This window comes from Falsibacillus albus (assembly GCF_003668575.1).
Classification (GTDB): domain Bacteria; phylum Bacillota; class Bacilli; order Bacillales; family DSM-25281; genus Falsibacillus; species Falsibacillus albus.
The window spans coordinates 122,051-141,637 of sequence record NZ_RCVZ01000012.1; the positions used below are offsets into that span (position 1 = coordinate 122,051).

At 43.2% G+C, this 19,587-nt stretch carries 16 protein-coding genes; 15 read left to right on the forward strand and 1 reads right to left on the reverse strand.

All coding sequences use genetic code 11. The annotated features are described in order from the left end of the window. Nucleotides 1-353 precede the first annotated feature (353 nt). The 9 genes from D9X91_RS16370 (at nt 354) to D9X91_RS16410 (ending at nt 10,501) form a co-directional block, all read left to right on the forward strand. Nucleotides 354-1,499, forward strand: a complete 1,146-nt coding sequence (locus D9X91_RS16370) for a HesA/MoeB/ThiF family protein (protein ID WP_121681726.1) — start codon at nt 354-356, stop codon at nt 1,497-1,499. Continuing rightward, nucleotides 1,496-2,692, forward strand: coding sequence for a hypothetical protein (locus tag D9X91_RS16375; RefSeq protein WP_121681727.1), 1,197 nt, complete (start codon nt 1,496-1,498; stop codon nt 2,690-2,692). The genes D9X91_RS16370 and D9X91_RS16375 overlap by 4 nt, the downstream gene beginning before the upstream one ends. Next, a complete protein-coding gene (locus D9X91_RS16380) occupies nt 2,670-3,515 on the forward strand; it encodes an alpha/beta fold hydrolase (protein WP_121681728.1) in 846 nt (281 codons plus the stop codon). The genes D9X91_RS16375 and D9X91_RS16380 overlap by 23 nt, the downstream gene beginning before the upstream one ends. A 194-nt stretch (nt 3,516-3,709) precedes the next feature. Beyond that, complete coding sequence (locus tag D9X91_RS16385) at nt 3,710-4,441, forward strand: ABC transporter ATP-binding protein (RefSeq protein ID WP_199738129.1); 732 nt, start codon at nt 3,710-3,712, stop codon at nt 4,439-4,441. Nucleotides 4,442-4,444: 3 nt separating this feature from the next. Continuing rightward, a complete protein-coding gene (locus D9X91_RS16390) occupies nt 4,445-6,094 on the forward strand; it encodes a hypothetical protein (protein WP_121681729.1) in 1,650 nt (549 codons plus the stop codon). Nucleotides 6,095-6,208: 114 nt separating this feature from the next. Continuing rightward, entirely contained in the window at nt 6,209-6,655 is a 447-nt protein-coding gene (locus D9X91_RS16395; protein WP_233569824.1) for a MarR family winged helix-turn-helix transcriptional regulator, read from the forward strand. Nucleotides 6,656-6,770: 115 nt separating this feature from the next. Continuing rightward, nucleotides 6,771-8,783 (forward strand): YhgE/Pip domain-containing protein, encoded by a 2,013-nt coding sequence (locus D9X91_RS16400; protein ID WP_121681731.1) that lies wholly within the window; start codon nt 6,771-6,773, stop codon nt 8,781-8,783. A gap of 493 nt (nt 8,784-9,276) precedes the next feature. Beyond that, on the forward strand, nt 9,277-10,032 hold the full coding sequence (locus tag D9X91_RS16405) for a threonine/serine exporter family protein (RefSeq protein WP_121681732.1): 756 nt from the start codon (nt 9,277-9,279) through the stop codon (nt 10,030-10,032). 34 nt (nt 10,033-10,066) lie between these two features. After that, nucleotides 10,067-10,501, forward strand: a complete 435-nt coding sequence (locus D9X91_RS16410) for a threonine/serine exporter family protein (RefSeq protein ID WP_121681748.1) — start codon at nt 10,067-10,069, stop codon at nt 10,499-10,501. Between the two features lie 89 nt (nt 10,502-10,590). Here the strand turns inward: D9X91_RS16410 and D9X91_RS23105 are convergent, their stop codons facing one another. After that, nucleotides 10,591-11,430: an STAS domain-containing protein gene (locus D9X91_RS23105; protein ID WP_121681733.1), complete on the reverse strand. Its 840-nt coding sequence runs from the start codon at nt 11,428-11,430 to the stop codon at nt 10,591-10,593. 534 nt (nt 11,431-11,964) lie between these two features. Here D9X91_RS23105 and D9X91_RS16420 point away from each other — a divergent pair. From D9X91_RS16420 to D9X91_RS16445, 6 genes are all read left to right on the forward strand, one after another. Beyond that, entirely contained in the window at nt 11,965-13,704 is a 1,740-nt protein-coding gene (locus tag D9X91_RS16420) for an ABC transporter ATP-binding protein (protein ID WP_121681734.1), read from the forward strand. Next, complete coding sequence (locus tag D9X91_RS16425) at nt 13,688-15,523, forward strand: ABC transporter ATP-binding protein (RefSeq protein ID WP_121681735.1); 1,836 nt, start codon at nt 13,688-13,690, stop codon at nt 15,521-15,523. Before D9X91_RS16420 ends, D9X91_RS16425 begins: the two co-directional genes overlap by 17 nt. 248 nt (nt 15,524-15,771) lie before the next feature. Further along, nucleotides 15,772-16,218, forward strand: coding sequence for a hypothetical protein (locus D9X91_RS22765; RefSeq protein WP_121681736.1), 447 nt, complete (start codon nt 15,772-15,774; stop codon nt 16,216-16,218). A 139-nt stretch (nt 16,219-16,357) separates the two neighbouring features. Continuing rightward, nucleotides 16,358-16,732 carry a hypothetical protein gene (locus tag D9X91_RS16435; RefSeq protein WP_121681737.1) on the forward strand — a complete coding sequence of 125 codons (375 nt, stop codon included), beginning with the start codon at nt 16,358-16,360 and terminating at the stop codon, nt 16,730-16,732. A gap of 240 nt (nt 16,733-16,972) precedes the next feature. Beyond that, complete coding sequence (locus D9X91_RS16440) at nt 16,973-18,379, forward strand: alanine/glycine:cation symporter family protein (protein WP_407644203.1); 1,407 nt, start codon at nt 16,973-16,975, stop codon at nt 18,377-18,379. A gap of 126 nt (nt 18,380-18,505) precedes the next feature. After that, complete coding sequence (locus tag D9X91_RS16445; RefSeq protein WP_121681739.1) at nt 18,506-19,492, forward strand: aldo/keto reductase; 987 nt, start codon at nt 18,506-18,508, stop codon at nt 19,490-19,492. The last annotated feature ends 95 nt before the right edge of the window (nt 19,493-19,587 follow it).

Genomic DNA, 19,587 nt, shown 5'->3' on the forward strand with positions numbered 1-19,587 from the left:
TACGGAATATTCTTAAAATTATAAAAAATAAAGATATTGTATATAAAACGGCGTATGCATAGGAAATTGTCCACGCTACTACTGACAGTATGAAATTCACCTAAAATTGGAATTTGTTAACATAAATTTAACGAATATTTTCAATTTTAAAAATATTTGTTCTCCATGATTTTACATAACTAAAAAATATGTACTTGAGAGGAGTGTTTGGAATGAAAAAGATTAAAATCAAAAAGGTTGAAAAATTAGTGCCTCTTATCTGCCACTACAGATAATGGGAGAATATTGGCCGTGTATGTAAAAATACACGGCCAATATTATTTTATGAAGAAGATAAAAAGGAGTGGAATCCCATGAGGCCAAAATTTAAAGAAATCATGAAGCCTGTCATCCCATTTGATCAGTCAGTCCGCATCGGGTTTGAAGGGTCGATTTTTGATATAGAAAATCCGGATGGAATTACCATACATATGATTGAATTGTTTGATGGGAAGAACAGTCTTGAAGATATCGCCCAAGAAATGTCCATCAGTAAAGAAGACGTGGAAGAGGCGGTGGAAATGTTCAATAGCATCGGCTTGATCGAAGATTGGGGAGAAAATGGGCTGGCATATCTAAATGAGGAGCAGCTGGAGCGATATCGCGCGAATCTAACATTCTTCTCAAATTACGCAGATATCCATACCAAAAGGTTTCAGTTTCAACGTAAGCTAAAGGATGCGACTGTTGCTGTCCTGGGCTTGGGAGGGGCAAGCCTGGATTTAGCCTGCTTAGCGGGTATGGGAGTCGGAAGAATCATTGGGTTGGATTATGACCAAGTGGAGCTCAGCAATTTGAACAGGCAATTTCTTTATTCGGAAAAAGATATAGGGACGTTGAAGGCTGATGCAGCGTTTAGAAGAGTGAAAGAAATGAATAGTGATATCGAAATTGAGGTCATCAATAAAAAAATTACCGATGCCGGAAGTTTAATAGAGGTTTTAAAAGAAGCCGATATCGTAATCAATGGCATTGATACTCCGGGGATCATTGCCACGAGGTGGGTGAACTCAGCTTGTGTCTTTTTAAATATCCCATTGCTGCAGGGAGGCATCAGCAATACCAATATCATTTGGGAGAAAATCCTCCCGAACTCAAGCGGATGCTATGATTGTTTCCTCATAAATTTTTTGAGAAAAGACCCATACTTTGAGCACCAGCTTCTCGCATTATATAATCAAACGTTTGAAAAGAGAAATACTGCGATTGCGCCACATGTCGCTTTATTAAGCGGTTTTATAACTTCCGAAATCACGAAGCTCCTCTGTGGACATGAAGAACCGATGCAGGCATCGATGTCTCATATTCTTAATACGAAAACGATGAGGATAATGGCAGAACATAAGTGGGAAAGGATTCCAGAGTGTCCGACATGCGGAAATCATAAGCATCACACATTGGAACCGGTGAATATCGATACGCTCCTATCCATTGCAAAGCAAAAGGAAGCGTTACTATGAATAAGGAATTGACGCTTGATTCAATAGTGGAAGCCGACCATTTAGCCATTCAGCCTGAAGGTGATGAATATACGGTGGGGGACCCCGCCATCAATGTATTTATCCGAATTCCTGAAGAAGGGGTCGAGGTGATCAGGCGGCTGAATGGCGAAGAATCATTGAGTGTTGTCCAGGACAGGCTGCTGAATGAAAAAGGGCTTGAGGTGGATGTGCTGGACTTTGTCAGTACATTGATGGAACTGAACCTCGTAGCCAAGATTGATGGCGAGCAAATAGTCGAATCAACAATGGTTCAACAAGGCTTGGAGAAGAAAGTAGGGGAGTTATTATTCAGCAGAGCAGCCATCATCTTATATGCCGCATGTATAGGCACCGCTGTCATTTTTCTTTGCCTGCATCCCCATGAGATCCCTAAGTATAGAGACGCGTTTGTTTTTGATTCTATTGGGATCAGCTTGTTGTTTTTCTTTATCATTTCTTGGGTTCTAACAATCATCCATGAAGTCGGCCACTATCTGGCGGCTTCCAAGGAAGGCGTTCCAGTCAGATTCAATTTGAGCATCCGCTGGTTTTGGCTCGTGGTGGAGGCAGATATGAATGGCCTGTGGGGAAAACCAAAAAAGCAAAGGTATGTACCGCTGCTGGCAGGGCTGTTCTGGGATGCAGTCATTTTATGTATAGGACTGCTTCTCCAATCCTTTTTGCCTGAGGGGGCTTTTTCGGTCCAGGTCTGTAAAATGATTGTGTTAATCCAGAGCTATAAAATCTTATGGCAATTCATTATTTTTGTCAGGACCGATTTGTATTATGTCATGATCACCTATCTGAATTCCGCTGATTTAACAAGGAACTCCATCGCGTATTTGTTCAAGCCTTTTTCAAAGAAATATAAGGCTTTCTTCGAAGAATTGCCGATGACAGATAGGAAAACGGCAATGGGTTATGGAAGTCTGTATGCTCCCGCCTTTTTAGCGGCGGTCTATATTTATACGATGTATTCCATTCCAGGGGCAATATATGCCTTGAAGATGGCTATGGGACAAGTCATGGAAAACAGACTTGCTTCCGGTGCCTTTTGGGATGGGATGATCCCATTGGTCATCGCCTTGCTTGAAATGGTTTTATGGGGTGTTGGAGTTTATAACACTTATTTCAGAAAGGAGAATACAAATGTGGAATTCCAAAACAGTTAAAGTGAACGAGACGGACTATTATGTGAGGGAATCGAAAAGCGCAGATGAGGATGGAGTCATCCTATTTATCCACGGATTGGGCTGGAGCGGAGAGGTTTGGAGTTCCGTTTCACGGAATTTGGAAGGGTATCATTTGATTGCTCCTGATTTGGCAGGCCACGGGGAATCAGGAGCTGCCGCATCCTATCACTATGATTATCTCGCTGAACAATTGCTTGGCCTTCTACAAGAACTTCAGGTTGAGAAGGCAATGTTAGTCGGCAGTTCGTGGGGAGCTGGCCTCGCCCTTAAGTTTTCCAACATGTACCCTCATGCCGTTGAGAGATTGATATTATTGGATGATGGCTATTATCCTTTTAAGGAAACGCCAGGTTTGGAATGGGAGATGATTGAGGGTGGTTCATTCCCGGAAGAGGCACTCAGCAGTTTGGATGCATACTATGAATTTATGAAATCAGACAATCCTGATTTCTGGAATGAAGATATCGAGCGTGCTGTCCGTGAACAAGTTGCAGTCGGTGCAGATGGAAGGGTGGCAATGAAATCGAAAGATGAAACGCAGCTCAATTGTCTGAAGGCATCATGGGAATTTGACCCGATGGCACCTGAAAACAAAATCACTGTTCCAGCGACATTGATCGTTGCTTTCAATGACAATGAGCCTGAGGACTTGAAACAATTCAAGAGAGAGAAAGGAACGTCTTTCTGTGAAAAGTATCAGGCTGAAAAAATTGAAATGGAGGACACCGATCATTTGATCATGTTGGATAAACCAAAAGAATTGTCACGATATATCTTAGAAAAACAACTGACAGGAAAGTAATGAAAGAGACCTTGCGGATCCATCGATACCACAATCGATGGATCCGCCTTTTCGTTTTAGCTCAAGTTAAAGTGCCACTTTTCTTAAAATAGGGAAATTATGTTAGAATGGTAGAAAAATAGAAAGAAGTGGAAATCATCGAACATATTGAAGAGCCCGTTATATCGATAAAGAATTTAAAGAAGAACTACGGAATGAATCTTGTGCTTAATGGTATTGATTTAACTGTCAACAAGGGACAGATTATTGGATATATCGGACCGAATGGCGCTGGCAAAAGTACAACTGTGAAAATCATGCTTGGGCTGGAAGAGGATTATCAGGGAGAAATCAAAATCTTTGGCGATAATATTGCCAAAGGTAATGTCGATTATAAGCGCAGGATTGGATATGTGCCAGAGATTGCAGAGCTTTATGACAATCTGACCGCACAGGAATATTTGACCTTTATTGGAGAAATGTACGGACTCGACAGAGCGGAGGCAGATGAGAAGGCGCTCAGGTTGATGAGAGTATTTGGACTTGATGAAAACTATTATTCACGCATTTCTTCTTTCTCAAAGGGGATGAAGCAAAAAGTCTTAATCATTTCAAGTCTTCTGCATAATCCTGATTTGCTATTCCTGGATGAACCGATAGGCGGCCTGGATGCAAACAGTGTGATGGTGTTCAAAGAAATATTGGCCCAGCTGGCTGCACAGGGAAAGACCATCTTTTACTCCTCGCATATTATGGAGGTCGTGGAGAAAATCAGCAGCAGGATCATTCTATTGAATGAAGGCAGAGTGATTGCCGATGGGAGCTTTGAAGAGCTTAAGTCCAAGAATAAAGAGGGAACGTTGGAGGAAATCTTCAATCAGCTGACCGGCTTTGATGAACATAAGCAACTTGCTGAAGAATTTGTAGCCATCGTTCAAGGAGGATAGAGAATGAAAGATTTTCAAACATTAAAGATTTTGGATCTATTCAAGCATCTTTTTTTAAAACTAGGCATTGACTATCCCTCGTTAAGAAAAATCCTTCAAGTAAAGCTCACATTGGATGGCAGAAGGGTTCCAACCGTTTTTAATCAGTATAAGAAGAAAACCTCGGAAAAACTCGATACAGGAAATAGTTTCATTAAGTCTCTTTGGATCTATGCACTGATGGGTTTGTTTCTTGTTCCATTTATTTTGATGAAGAATAATGAGTTTTTTCAAATGACCATTGCTTTCAGTGTGATCATTTTTATCATCATGACCTCTATGATTTCCGATTTTTCTTCGGTGCTGCTTGATATCAGGGATAAAAATATCCTGCATACAAAGCCAATCGACAAAGCCACTTTAAGTGCTGCCAGATCGATACATATCTGTATTTATCTTTTCTTCTTGACTGCTGCCGTCACTGGCATCCCGCTTATAATCGCCCTCTTCAATCAGGGCTTGGAGTTTTTTCTCTTGTTTTTGGCTGATATTCTTTTAGCCGATACATTGATTGTCGTGCTTACTGCGCTCGTTTATTTTATGATTCTTAAGTTTTTTGATGGAGAAAAACTCAAGGATATCATCAATTATGTCCAGATTGCTTTATCTATTGTGGTCATTGCCGGTTATCAATTGGCAGCCCGCTCCTTTGAGTTGGTGGATCTCCACTTTGAAATGACAGTAAAATGGTGGCAGATGTTCATTCCATCAATTTGGTTCGGTTCAACGTTTGATTTGTTATTAAATCATCATTACGATTCAAGAATTGTGATATTCAGCTTATTATCAATCATCATTCCGGCATCTGCTATCATGGGTTATATCAAGCTGATACCTTCCTTTGAACGGAACCTCCAAAAGCTGGCATATTCTGCTGGAGCAAGAAAAGCTTCAGGAAATTGGCTTCAGGATAAATTGGCCCTGATTTCTTGCAGAAACAGGGAAGAGCGTTCATTTTTTCGCTTTGCTGGAATTATGTTTAAAAATGAAAGGGATTTTAAACTTAAGGTCTATCCCTCACTCGGTTTTTCGTTCATTCTGCCATTTATTCTAATATTCAATCAATCAAGAATGAATTCTCTTGATCATATCTCATCAGGAAAAATGTATTTAACATTATATTTCAGTGTCCTAATGCTCCCGACCATCGTGTTGATGATGAGATATTCCGGAAAAGCGAAGGGGGCATGGATCTTTAAATCTTTCCCCATCCAGGACATCCAGCTCCTATTTAAAGGTACGTTGAAAGCAGCTATGGTAAAGCTGTTTCTTCCAATCTATTTACCGTTGAGTATTATCTATATTTACATCTTTGGAATCCGTATATTCCCAGATTTGTTAGTTATCTTAATAAGTGCTTGCCTCTTTATAGTAATTTGTTTTAAAGTCTTGAAGTCTCCTGTTCCATTTTCCGAGCCCTTCGAAGCAGTGCAGCAAAATGAAAGCTGGATGATCATTCCACTTCTCCTCGTCCTAGGTGTGTTCGCTGGCATTCACATGATAAGCATCCGCATTCCGTTTGGGGTCTATGGGTATTCTGTTTTCTTATTGATTGCTAATTGGTTGACTTGGAAAAATACGTTTAAAAAAGCAGCTGAAAATATTTCATCATAATTAGGGAGCCTTGCCTCACAGCACGGCTCTTTTTCATGTGGTTTTGAATAAGTTTTCCAATTAGGTCGTTCGTGGTATTCTAAAACAACAAGAAATCAGAAATGAGGAATGACGATGAGCGAAAATAATCATATTCCCTTCATTGAGCATGAACTTGCCATTTTTGTGAGAAGGGCCGAAGCCACAAGGATCGCTAATTTGAAGTATCAGGACATTGAGAGATCAACCTACCTGCTGCTCCTTCACTTAGAGGAAAATGGTCCGATGGGAATCAAGTCATTGGCCGATGCATTTCAATTGGACTTATCGACCTTAAGCAGACAGACCTCTTCATTGGAGGCAAAAGGGTATGTGAAACGAACCGCAAATCCACAGGATGCAAGGGTTAACTTACTTTCCATCACAGACATTGGCCAAGGACAATTGAGCGAAGTGCGTGAACTTAGGCAAGAATTTTATTCCCGATTGCTGATGGACTGGAATGATGAGGACCAGGAAAAGTTTGGCGAGCTGCTGCAAAAGTTCAATCAAACAGTCGTAAAATATAAAAAATCACAATAGGGTTGCAAATAATTCCAATCTATGTCACTTGAAATTCGGCTAAAAGGTTGTATAATACAACGTTGTGTCATACAAGTATATTATTTTTGAAAATAGATTGGAGTGTACATTATTAATGAAAGGATTAAAACTATTTGTACAGGATTGGAAGCATATCCTGAAGAGCAGGAAAACGATCTTGGCCATCGCCATCCTGCTTTGTATGCCGCTTCTTTATGCCGGGATGTTCATTGCAAGCTACTGGAATCCTTACGGCAACTTGGATAAGCTTCCAGTCGCGGTCGTGAATTCGGACAAAGGAGCCGTCATGGACGGTGAATCCTTGCATGTTGGGCAGGATTTAGCCGATGAGTTGAAGAAGAATTCGAATTTGGATTTTCATTTTGTAGATAAGCAGGATGGAGAAAAAGGGCTGAAAAATGGAGACTACTACATGGAGGTTTTGATTCCCGAAAACTTCTCCACAAATGTGACGACGCTCACCGAGAAAAATCCTCAGCCGGCAAAGCTGGTTTATAAAACGAACCAGGGAAACAATTTCGTAGCGAGCCAAATCAGTGCAACGGCGGTCGCTAAATTAAAGGATAAAGTAGGGGATGAAATAACAAAATCCTATACAAAGAACGTCTTCTCAAACTTAAAGACCATTTCAAATGGGTTGGCAAAAGCAGGGGACGGAGCGGAAAAGCTTCATACCGGAATGTCTGATTTGGAAGGCGGGTTTACTACTTATCAGGAAAAAATGAAAGACCTATCCGCCGGCACTCACCAGCTGTCACAGGGCATCGGTCCTTTGGCAGCTGGAGCAGAAGCGCTTCAGCAAAATATGGAGAATCTCCATGGAGGGGCTCAAACACTTGTTGGAGGGATAAGTAAATTAAATACCTCCCAAAAGCAATTGACGGACGGAGCAGAAAAAGTCGCCGGAGGCTTGAAACAGCTGGGGGCACAAATGGAAATCGCCAAGCAGGATACTGGAACGGCTGGGGATGATACAGAAAATCTCGTTAATCAGATGAAGGAATTTGTGAAAAACCACCCTGAGCTCAAAGATGATCCTGCCTTGAAGGAAATGATGAGTACAGGAGAACAAGTTTCACAGGATGTCCAAAAGGTCAACCAGGAGCAGACAGGATTGGCAGAGGGAATGTCACAGTTGCAAACAAATCAATCACAAATTGCTTCCGGCATGCAGCTTTTCGGTCAAAAGCTGGGTGAGGCTTCAGCTGGAGCAGGAAAGATTGCCGGTGGGGCAGCTCAATTGAATGCAGGAATGGCTAAGTGGTCGAGTGGATTCGAGACGTTTGGGGCAGGAGTGAAAAAGGTAGACGATGGATCGCACAAGCTATCCGCAGGCACATCGAAGCTTGCGGACGGGATGATTCAGCTGGAGGATGGCAGCGGAGAATTGGCGGACAAGTTATCAACTGCAGCCAAGAAATCATCCGACATCCAATCAAATGACGCGATGGTCAACATGTTCTCGCGGCCGGTCCAATTAGTGGAGTCGCAGATGAACAAAGTCCCTAATTATGGTGTCGCGATGGTCCCTTATTTCTTGACGCTTGGATTATTCGTCGGGGGACTGCTCGCAGCCAATGTCATTCCGTTTTCAAGGGAATCACAGAAGGGACATTCGGGATGGACGCATTTTGTCAATAAGCTCACACTCTATCTTTCGTTGAGTGTTCTGCAGACCGTCCTTGTCGATGCCGTGATCTTGTATGGTTTTAATATCGATGTATTGAGCATCCCGCATTTCGTCCTGCTCAGTCTGATTACATCGTTCATCTTCGTCACGCTCATTTTCATGTTTGTCTCGCTGATCGGACCATTAGGGAAATTCGCAGCCATTTTCCTTTTGGTGTCACAGCTGGCCTCATCAGGAGGGACGTTCCCGATTCAATTGGCGCCGCATGCCATCCAGACATTCGGGAAATACTTGCCAATGACTTATGCGGTAAAAGGCTTCCGCAGCGTCATTTCGACAGGTGACTGGACCAAGTATTGGGGCGACGTAGGCATTCTGCTGGGATTCATTACAGGTTTCATGATTATTGCGTTGCTGATGGTGTTGAAAGCAAATAGGAAATCAAGCAGAACCCATTTGATGGAGCGTGCTGCTTAAGGTAGGGGCTGTCGAAAAAACTTATTTCGACAGCTTTTTTTCATGCTTTAAATAGTATTGGTTCAAGCGTTTGGCTGAATGCTGAAGAAGTTGTCCATCATATGAAAGGTGCCTATATGAAGAGTGAATTCGAGGAAGACTAATGTCGAAAATACTAATGATGCCAGATCAAGACCTTTTTGGGGAGGTTCACTAGCTTCCAGATTGCCGTTATCTTCGAAAAGCAGAGATTTATCAGCGAAAAAACCATTTTATCTACGAAAATGCACCATATATCTGCGAAAAATCCAATATATCGATTTTTCTACGTTTAACGACGATTTTCGACACACCTTTATCAACCAAAATATAGTCATTATTGGATACCGGCAAGACTGCTTTCACTTAGCATTTTCAAAGCCATTGCTCTCTTTTCCTGATTCATTTAAACTGTATGATAATGAAGATGATCGGCTGCGGCCTTCTCGCGTAAATGCAAAATGGAGAGATGTGAATGAAACAGCAATTAAAATACGATATTATGGAAGTTTGTTTGCTGGCGGGAAAGCTGCTGCTTGAAAGCGGGGCTGAAACGTACCGTGTTGAGGATACGATGATGCGGATTGCTGCATCTTTTGGGATTCCTCAGTCTCACAGCTTTGTGACACCCACCGGCATCATTTTTTCAATCGAAACGTCAGAACCGACAAAAACTAAACTGATCCGTATTTCCGAGCGTACGACGGATTTGAAGAAAGTTACGATGGTCAATCGGATTTCGCGAAAAATCAGCGAAGGAAATGTAACATTGGATGAAGCTTACGAAATGCTGATGGAAGTGAAGACGGCAAACCTTGCTTTTTCTTTTCCGATACAAGTCCTTGCTGCATCGATTTCAAGCGGATGTTTTCTCATCATGTTTCAAGGGAAATGGGCGGATTTCATTCCTGCACTTGCTGCGGGGGGATTCGGTTTTTTCGTGCTAGTCTTTTTCCAAAGGCTTTTGCAAATAAAATTTTTCACTGAATTTTTAGCATCGATGATGATTGGCTTGATTTCATTAGGGCTCGTCCGATCCGGCGCGGGAACTGAACTCGATAAGATCATCATCGGCTCAGTCATGCCGCTTGTTCCTGGGTTGCTCATAACCAATGCGGTCAGGGATCTGATGGCCGGCCATTTGCTGTCAGGGTTGTCCAAAGGTGCTGAAGCCTTTCTGACGGCGTTTGCGATCGGCTCAGGAATTGCGGTTGTGTTGACGTTTTTGTAGATATTATGTGGAAGGAGCGGGAACATTGTTGTACATGGAGCAAGTACTCACCAGCTTCATCGCTTCCGCGGGGTTTGGGATCCTCTTCAACGTCCCGAAGGAGTCGTTGATCAAATGTGGATTTGTCGGAACGATTGGATGGATGGGCTATTTAGGGTTGACGGAAGCAGGAATGGATTTAGTTCTGGCGACGGTTTTGTCTGCTTTTTTAGTGGCTGTGATCAGCCAGTTCTTTGCAAAAAAATATAAGACCCCCATCATCATTTTCACCGTTGCGGGCATCATTCCGCTTGTTCCCGGGGGGATGGCCTACGATGCGATGAGGAACTTTGTCCAGAATGATTATAATGCTGCCATCAATCTTGCAGCAAAAGCATTCATGATATCCGGATCCATTGCAATGGGACTTGTCTTTTCTGAAGTCGTCAATCAGCTGATTCGAAAATCCAAGCTGGGGCTTCGAAAATAATCAATCATAGACATAGCGCTCCGGCAGTAACCAAAAATCAACAAAAACGAGGCTGTTTCCTTTTCCGGAAAAGCCTCGTTTTTTATGGTTTATAGCATGATTTTTAAGATAATGTCTTTTAATGTGCTGACGGTTTCAATCTCGGAAAAATCAACTCCTAATTGGATGGATGTTTGAGCAATTTCCGGCCGGATGCCTGTTACAATGGTTTTTATGCCGATCATCCGAAGTGCTTCAATCATTTGGAATAATTGATGGGCAACCATCGTATCGACCATGATCACACCTGAGAAATCAATGACGAGAACAGAAATGGCTTCAGTCATGCTTTGTTCAAGCGTGGATTCCATCAGGCTTTTTGCGCGATCGGTATCAATATCTCCTATCAGTGGTAGGAGTCCGACTTTCTCTGTCAATGCAATGACCGGCGCACTCAATTCTTTAATCAGATTGGCTTGTGAGGATAAACGGGTCAATAGGATTTCCATGAAGTGGGCTGTGAAGGTTTCCAATACATAATCCAACGTATAATTGATTTTTTTCTCCCACTCGAATATATCATCCATCGTGATCTCCAATGATGTTTCGTGGACAAATCTTTGAACATATTGCCAATAGACGCGCCTGAAAATCCCTGAATTACTGGCGACCTCTGTCAAGGAAGTCTGGGATTTGACTCGATCGGCTGCCGTCATACTTGTCCACTCGGAAATCGTTTTTTTCATTTCATCGTCTGTTTGCAGCAACGATTGTGCCACGTACCTTACATATTGAGAGTTTTGTTCTTTGATTCTATTCAGGGTGTGAGCAGGTGCATCCACTGAATAATCGGATCCTGCTGCTTTAACTTGATGCTGAAGCCAGTCTTCAGTGAACTGAGGGGCATGTTCGTTCAGGAATTGATATAAGGCATTTGCTTTTTCTTCCATGCTCTTCTCCCATCTCTTATGTAAGTGATTAGTGTGAATCTTTCCTTTAATATTAGTTAAAATGCTAACTTTTTTCAAAAAATTATAGGTTTATTGGATAAATAAGGGTGATGCGTAATTTTAGAAGGTTGTTTTCACAATGATTGTTTTTTTTTGCAGTATTTCAAAAATGAATGATCATTTTATGTTGATTGGAGCGGAAGGTGCGAGACTCCGCAACGCAGCGAGGAGATATTGGGCGGATGTTCGATTAAGTTCGGCACATCGTGTGCCACCATCGAACGACCTCACTTCGTGTGAGGCCCCTCGGAATCGAGCGTCCTTCCGCGGATATCAACCTTGCTTAATCATTGGCTAAAGGCAATAAACTTTTCGAAAAGTGTCATATGAAAAAATCAATTCTCAAATAAAAGAAAAAGAGATATGATTATCAATAGATTTATATTTAGTGTAGCAAAATAAAGCAATTCAAGATATTCATTTCGTGTAATATTCATAAATTAATTATGGAAGACAACACATGGGGGCTTCGTTATGTTTAAAATCAAAGACTATCTGAGACCTTATAGGTTATCGATTTTCATTGCTTTGCTGTTTATGTTGACCGAATTGGTCGTGGAGTTGTGGAATCCGGTTTTTATGGCCAAAATCATTGATCAGGGCATATTGAAAAAGGATGTTCCCCTCATTATTAAATGGGGAAGTGTCATGGTGGGCTTCTCTTTGATCGGATTCACAGCAGGCATCATCAATTCGTTTTCCGCCAGCCATGTCAGCCAAAATTTTGGATTTGATGTGAGAAAAAGCTTATTTGAAAAAATACAATCCTTTTCGTTTGCGAATTTTAGCAGGTTCCCGACATCATCATTGATCACGCGTATGACGAATGATGTCACCCAGCTTCAGGGGACGGTTTTTGCCTCGCTAAGGATCATGCTCAGGGCGCCCCTTCTTGTGATTGGTGGTGCGGTGATGGCACTGACGGTCAATGTGAAGCTTGCTCTTGTGCTGGTCATCGTCATTCCGTTATTGACCGTTTTCCTTAACTGGATGATGAGAAAGGGAAGTGTCATGTTCAGGACCGTTCAGAAAAAGCTTGATTCAGTGAATCTTGTCATGAGGGAAAACCTGACCGGTATGAGACTGATCAAAGCGTTTCTCCGAAGAGGATATGAGATTGGCAGATTTACTAAAGCGAATGATGAACTGAAAGATAAAACGATTTATGCATTCAGGGTCATTGAAGTGACGCTCCCTGTCCTGATGCTCGTCATGAATGCCAGTATTCTGGTGATATTATGGTTTGGCAGCAAAGGAGTGGTTTCCGGAAGCGTCAAGGTTGGGGAAGTAGTGGCAGTCGTGAACTATGCGACAAGGATTTCCGCTGCCATCTCCATGCTGACGTTCATCATCATGAACTTTTCACGAGCTCAAGCTTCCAATCAACGCATCAAGGAAGTAATGGAAACTGAAATCGATTTGACGGACACGGAACACTCGGATCAGAGCAAGCAAATCAATGAAGGCAAGATTGAATTTGGCCATGTCTCTTTTCGCTATCCTGAAACAGAAGAGGACGCGTTAAAATCCGTATCCTTCACGATTGATCCTGGTGAAAGAATGGCCATTTTGGGGGCTACGGGCTCTGGAAAATCATCTATGTTTCAGTTGATTCCGAGATTGTATGATACAACGGCGGGGAGTGTGCTCATCGATGGCAACCCTGTGGAATCGATCAAACTTGAAAAGCTCAGGAAACAGATAGGCTTTGTTCCACAGGAAGCGCTGCTTTTCTCTGGATCGGTAGCTGAAAACATTGCATGGGGAAAAGAAGGGGCATCCATGGAAGAAATCATCAAGGCGGCAAAGGCTGCCCAAATCCATGAAACGATCATGCGGCTGCCGGATGGATACGATACGCTGCTCGGCCAACGAGGCGTCAATTTATCGGGAGGACAGAAGCAAAGGCTGTCCATTGCACGCGCCTTGGTGAGGAACCCGAAAATTTTAATGCTGGATGACAGTACGAGCGCATTGGACCTGAATACTGAAGCCAAGCTTTTGAAGGCGCTGAGGGAATACTCTTGTACGACGCTGATCATCACGCAGAAAATAAGCACAGCTCTCCAGTCAGATATCATTTTGCTTCTCGAGGATGGCAAGGTCATTGCCAAAGGAAAACATGAAGAGCTCTTGGCGACCTCCGCACTCTATCAAAATATTTATATATCTCAATTCGGAGAGGAGAGTTTAAAGAATGTCCAGACCTCCTAATCAACAATCAGGACCTTCCCGCGCCGGCACTGTTCGCCGTGGACATCCCCACGGCTTTCCGAGGGAAAAAGTAAAGCTGAAGAATTGGAAAGGTACGGTCAGGCGGATCTGGAGCTATTTGGCTGAAAGCAAGGTTTTAATGATCCTGGTCCTTTTCATGGTTGTATGCAGCTCGGCCCTTGGCTTATTGGGCCCATTTTTGATCGGGAAAATCATAGACGATCATATTGTCATTAAAAAAATCGATGGTTTAAGCTTTCTGCTCGGCTCATTGGTTTTGATCTACATAGGCTATTCCATAGCGATCTGGTATCAAAACTACTGGATGATCGGCATCGCCCAGAAAACGGTCAATACGATGCGAAAGCAGCTATTCAGCCATTTGCACACGCTTCCGATCCCTTTCTTTGATAAAAGGCAGCATGGGGAATTAATGAGCCGGATCACCAATGATATTGAAAATGTGAGCCAAACGCTCAACAGCTCGGTGATCCAGATTTTCTCCAGTTTGCTGACGCTGATTGGAACGATTGTCGTCATGCTATGGATCAGCCCGTGGTTGACTCTATGTACGTTGGTCATCGTGCCTTTGATGGTGCTTGGGATGAAATGGATCACAAGCCGCACCGGCAAGCTGTTCAAGGAACAACAGCGCAACCTGGGTGAACTGAATGGGTTTATTGAAGAAACGATTTCCGGACAGCGGATTGTCAAAACATTTTCGCAGGAAAAGAAAATGATCGAGGATTTCATGATCAAAAATGAGGCATTGAAAAAATCCGGCTATTGGGCCCAGACTTATTCAGGGTTCATCCCCAAACTGATGAATATGTTAAATAACTTGAGCTTTGCGATTATTGCAGGAGTCGGTGGTTTATTTGCCTTGAAGGGAGCCATTTCAATCGGTGCGATCGTCATTTTTGCCGAGTATGCCAGACAATTCACAAGGCCGCTGAATGAACTGGCCAACCAATTCAATACATTGCTTTCCGCTGTTGCGGGGGCGGAGCGGGTATTCGAGATATTGGATGAGGACGAAGAGGAGGCAGATGAAACAGATGCCGAGCATTTGCCGATCACGAAAGGGGAAGTTGATTTTAACAGTGTGAACTTCTCCTATGAAAAAGGAAATAAGACCGTGAAGGACATAAGCTTCCATGCTTCTCCGGGACAGACGGTCGCACTCGTCGGACCGACAGGCGCAGGGAAAACGACGATCATCAATTTACTCTCGCGCTTTTACCAGGTCGACAGCGGCCGGATATTAATAGACGGCCATGACATCAATGGTATGACAAGAACAAGCTTGAGACAAAATATGGGGTTTGTGCTCCAGGATTCCTTCTTATTTGAAGGGACGATCAGGGAAAATATCCGATATGGCCGTTTGGACGCGGCTGACCATGAAATAGTGGAGGCTGCGAAACTGGCAAATGCCCACTCATTCATCATGAAGCTTCCGAAGCAATACGATACGGTCATAAAACAAGATGGCAGCGGCATAAGTCAAGGGCAAAAACAGCTGCTTTCCATCGCAAGGGCAATTCTATCAAACCCGGTATTCCTCGTATTAGATGAGGCGACAAGCAGCATCGATACCATCACTGAGCTGAAAATCCAGGATGCCCTACAGCGGCTGATGGAAGGAAGAACGAGTTTTGTCATCGCCCATCGATTGAACACGATTCAAAAAGCCGATCAAATCCTTGTTTTATCGGAAGGGCAGATCATTGAAAGTGGAACGCATGAATCACTGCTGAAACAGAAAGGCTTTTATCATGACCTATTTCACAACCAACTGCAGCAAGGTGTTATGTAATATCGTATGTAGAGAACGAGGGAAGCAGAAAAGTTCCCTCGTTCTTTTTAATGGTTGTCTTCCAAAGATTGTTTTCTCATACTTTGTTGCTTTGCTAATAAAGCAGGATTGTTCAAGCAAAGTTTATGTTTCTATTAAGTCATAATGGTGCCGGCCCGTTGGGATGCTTGATGATATACATGCACCCATTCACCTCCTTACTCATAAGTTGTAAGTGTTAAATAGAGATGAGGAGGAGGACTTTTTTTATGAATTCATTTATGGGTATGAACGACCCAATGCTTTACAATGAATACTTTGAAGACGTTGATCCATTTAGACCAGCTGGCCAAGGCGGCGGAGGTTCATGGGGCGGCCAAGGCGGCGGAGGTTCATGGGGCGGCCAAGGCAGCGGAGGCTCATGGGGCGGCCAAGGCGGCGGCTCATGGGGTGGCCAAGGCGGCGGAGGCTCATGGGGCGGCCATGGTGGCGGAGGTTCATGGGGCGGCCATGGTTGGAATCCTTGGTGGGGCCACGGGCATGGAGGGAATCCCTGGTGGGGTCACGGCGGTCAAGGACAAGGATGGAATCAACCTTGGAATTGGGGGCAAAACGGCCATTGGCAGCATGGCGGGAATTGGGGCAATACTCCTTGGGGCCAGCATCCATGGGGATGGGGCCAAGGAATGGGTCAAGGAAGTCAATGGAATTGGTAATAGAATAAAAGGCTTAAATAAAAGCGAGGACGGGTTCCGATCACCAAATAACCCACTCGCTTTTTTACAATTTATGGATGGTGCCTGTCACCCCATTAAAGTTATAATGAAATGGAATAGTCCAAGGGGGGATGCAGGGATGTCGAAGGAAGAACAGTTTTCGGAAGTTTTTCAGGCTCTGAGGGGGATTCTTGAGCAGTATGAAGAGGGGATGGAGGTAAAAGCGGATAATGATGAAAGCTATTATCTCGATACCAGATACACATATTCTGCGAATAATAAGCCGATCTTTTTTGGGGCGGCCAAGATCAATAAAAATTATGTAAGCTATCACCTGATGCCCGTTTATGTTTGTCCTGAATTGCTGGATTCCGTATCATCAGAATTACGGAAGAAGATGCAGGGAAAATCATGCTTTAATTTTAAAAAAGTCGAAGAAGGCTTGTTTCTTGAACTGAAGGAATTGACGGTAAAGGGAGCGGAGAAATTCCGGCAAAAGCAGTTCATTGAATGAATATGCAGAACTTAATTGAAATGATAATATGTTAACATAATTTAAATAGGTATAAAGACCCGTAAACTAGTATTCTAACAAGTTGCTTTGCGGGTCTTTTATTATTCCAAAAAAAGTTTGTTTCATAAAAAGATATTATTATGTATAATTCTTAATATATTAAAAATTCTGTTATTGTTAGGGGGAAATGGGTTGGATACATTCATTAACAATTTAAGCGGGTGGTTATGGAGTTCACCTATGATTTACATGTGTCTGGGCATCGGATTGATCTTTTCCTTGATGACGAGATTTCTGCAGGTAAGACACATTAAGGACATGGTCATGCTCATGTTCAAAGGCAAAAGCTCGGATGCAGGGGTATCATCCTTTCAGGCTTTGGCCATTGCTTTATCGGGAAGGGTAGGAACCGGGAATATTGCCGGTACAGCCACAGCTATCGCATTTGGCGGACCTGGTGCCGTTTTTTGGATGTGGGCGATTGCTTTTATCGGGGCTGGCAGTGCATTCGTGGAATCCACATTGGCCCAGATTTATAAAATCAAACAGGATGGCCAGTATCGCGGCGGACCTGCTTACTATATCGAAAAGGGAATCGGCGTGAAATGGTATGCTTCATTGTTTGCTTTTGCGGCGATTGTGGCGATGAGTATGCTGATGCCGGGAGTTCAGTCGAATTCAATCGCCTTAGGACTTGATAATGCGTTTGGGATCAGTCCGAAGATTACGGGATTGGGACTTGTCATTTTATTGGCAGTCATCATCTTTGGCGGGATCAAACGGATTGCCAATGTAGCACAATATGTCGTTCCATTCATGGCGGTCGGATATGTACTTATCTCATTAGTCATAGTATTGATGAACATTACAGAGCTTCCAAGTGTGATCGCGCTTATTTTCAAAAGTGCATTCGGAGCCGACCAAGCGTTTGGCGGTATCATTGGGATGGCTATTTCGTGGGGTGTCAAGCGAGGTATTTATTCAAATGAAGCAGGGCAGGGAACCGGTCCCCACGCCGCAGCTGCTGCCGAGGTATCACACCCTGCCAAGCAAGGTTTGGTCCAGGCATTTTCCGTTTATATCGATACGCTTCTTGTTTGTTCAGCGACTGCATTCATGATTTTATTCACGGGGATGTACAACACACAAGGCGAAGGCGGCAAGTTTATTGTTGAAAACCTTCCTGGTGTGGAAGCAGGACCGGCATTTACCCAGGCAGCCATTGAGAAAGTGATTCCAGGATTCGGTGCTGGGATGGTCGCCGTTGCGTTATTCTTCTTTGCATTTACGACCATCATGGCATATTACTACATTGCCGAGACAAATGTTGCTTATTTATTCAAAGGGAAATCCAATAAATTTGCAGTCTGGGCACTGAAATTCGTTCTATTAGGCGCGACCTTCTACGGCGCTGTAAAAACGGCAAAAATCGCTTGGGCGCTAGGAGATATCGGGCTTGGTATCATGGTTTGGCTCAATATGATCGCGATTGTCATACTTTATAAACCTGCGATGAAGGCACTGAAAGACTATGAACAGCAGAAGAAACTAGGACTCGATCCGGTTTTTAACTCTAAAAAGCTGGGAATTAAAAATGCCGAGTTCTGGGAAGAAGAATACAAAGTGGAAGAAGAGAAGGTTTCATAATCTTCAAAAAAACAGCTGATTTTGCAGCTGTTTTTTTGCTTGCATACTAATGCTGGAGCTTCCATGAAAGTCTATGATATGATAGTTTCCATATATTAGCTGTACGATGAAGAGGGGGGATCAACTATGGTATCCACATTTATACCTCGGCGAATGCTGGGAAAAAGTGACCTGGAGATGTCGGCACTTGGCTTGGGCACATGGCAATTCAGTAAAGGAAATGGTTTGGTTGGCCGGTTCTGGCCGGTGATGGAGCAGGAAGAAATAAAGAAAATCATTGAAGTCAGTTTAAATGGAGGCATCAACTGGTTCGATACAGCAGAGGTATACGGGAAAGGAAAATCCGAAGAAGCCTTGGCGGAAGCGATTTTATCACTGGGCGATCAAGCGGCTGGTGCCATGGTTGCAACGAAGTGGTGGCCTCTGTTCAGGAGGGCTGGTTCGATTACATCTACGATCGGAAAAAGACTGGATGCTCTAAAAGGCTTAAACATTGACTTATATCAAATCCACCAGCCGTTTTCTTTTTCGCGTGTCAGCGCTGAAATGGACGCCATGGCGGAACTGATATCCCAAAAGAAAATACGATTTGCTGGCGTAAGCAACTTCAACGCCGAGAAGATGATCAAAGCACATCAGGTTTTGGCCGGGCATGGATTCCCTCTCGTTTCCAATCAAGTGAAATACAGCTTGCTCGATAGAAGAATTGAACAAAATGGTGTTCTTCAAGCAGCAAAGGATCTAGGCATCTCAATCATCGCGTATTCACCATTGGAACAAGGGATCTTAACCGGGAAATTCCATGAAAATCCTAAGCTGATCAAAAATATAAGCGGTCCGCGCAAATATATGTCCTATTTCAAGCCTGCTGGGCTGGAAAAGACAAAGCCGTTGATTGATTTATTAGCGAGGATCGCAAAGGAATACAATGTATCCTCAAGCCAAGCCGCGCTGAACTGGTTGATTCATTTCCATGGAGACAGTGTGTTTGCCATTCCTGGTGCCTCTAAACTGCGCCACGCGGAAGAAAATATCGGAGCGCTGTCATTTAAGCTAACTCCAGAACATATGGAAGAAATCGATCATGCATCAAAGAAGATCCTGAAGCATTAAAGGGAAACAACTCTAAAATTAGAGTTGTTTTTTCAATGTGTGCCCGGCATGGGTGATAACTCGGTGGTGAAAGTCCACTACAGACTTGGCAGTAG

Excerpts from the sequence above, each read along its gene's own strand:
- D9X91_RS16370 (WP_121681726.1), top strand. The coding sequence starts at position 354 with ATGAGGCCAAAATTTAAAGAAATCATGAAGCCTGTCATCCCATTTGAT.
- D9X91_RS16375 (WP_121681727.1), top strand. The coding sequence starts at position 1,496 with ATGAATAAGGAATTGACGCTTGATTCAATAGTGGAAGCCGACCATTTA.
- D9X91_RS16380 (WP_121681728.1), top strand. The coding sequence starts at position 2,670 with ATGTGGAATTCCAAAACAGTTAAAGTGAACGAGACGGACTATTATGTG.
- D9X91_RS16385 (WP_199738129.1), top strand. The coding sequence starts at position 3,710 with ATGAATCTTGTGCTTAATGGTATTGATTTAACTGTCAACAAGGGACAG.
- D9X91_RS16390 (WP_121681729.1), top strand. The coding sequence starts at position 4,445 with ATGAAAGATTTTCAAACATTAAAGATTTTGGATCTATTCAAGCATCTT.
- D9X91_RS16395 (WP_233569824.1), top strand. The coding sequence starts at position 6,209 with ATGAGCGAAAATAATCATATTCCCTTCATTGAGCATGAACTTGCCATT.
- D9X91_RS16400 (WP_121681731.1), top strand. The coding sequence starts at position 6,771 with ATGAAAGGATTAAAACTATTTGTACAGGATTGGAAGCATATCCTGAAG.
- D9X91_RS16405 (WP_121681732.1), top strand. The coding sequence starts at position 9,277 with ATGAAACAGCAATTAAAATACGATATTATGGAAGTTTGTTTGCTGGCG.
- D9X91_RS16410 (WP_121681748.1), top strand. The coding sequence starts at position 10,067 with ATGGAGCAAGTACTCACCAGCTTCATCGCTTCCGCGGGGTTTGGGATC.
- D9X91_RS23105 (WP_121681733.1), bottom strand. The coding sequence starts at position 11,430 with ATGGAAGAAAAAGCAAATGCCTTATATCAATTCCTGAACGAACATGCC.
- D9X91_RS16420 (WP_121681734.1), top strand. The coding sequence starts at position 11,965 with ATGTTTAAAATCAAAGACTATCTGAGACCTTATAGGTTATCGATTTTC.
- D9X91_RS16425 (WP_121681735.1), top strand. The coding sequence starts at position 13,688 with ATGTCCAGACCTCCTAATCAACAATCAGGACCTTCCCGCGCCGGCACT.
- D9X91_RS22765 (WP_121681736.1), top strand. The coding sequence starts at position 15,772 with ATGAATTCATTTATGGGTATGAACGACCCAATGCTTTACAATGAATAC.
- D9X91_RS16435 (WP_121681737.1), top strand. The coding sequence starts at position 16,358 with ATGTCGAAGGAAGAACAGTTTTCGGAAGTTTTTCAGGCTCTGAGGGGG.
- D9X91_RS16440 (WP_407644203.1), top strand. The coding sequence starts at position 16,973 with ATGATTTACATGTGTCTGGGCATCGGATTGATCTTTTCCTTGATGACG.
- D9X91_RS16445 (WP_121681739.1), top strand. The coding sequence starts at position 18,506 with ATGGTATCCACATTTATACCTCGGCGAATGCTGGGAAAAAGTGACCTG.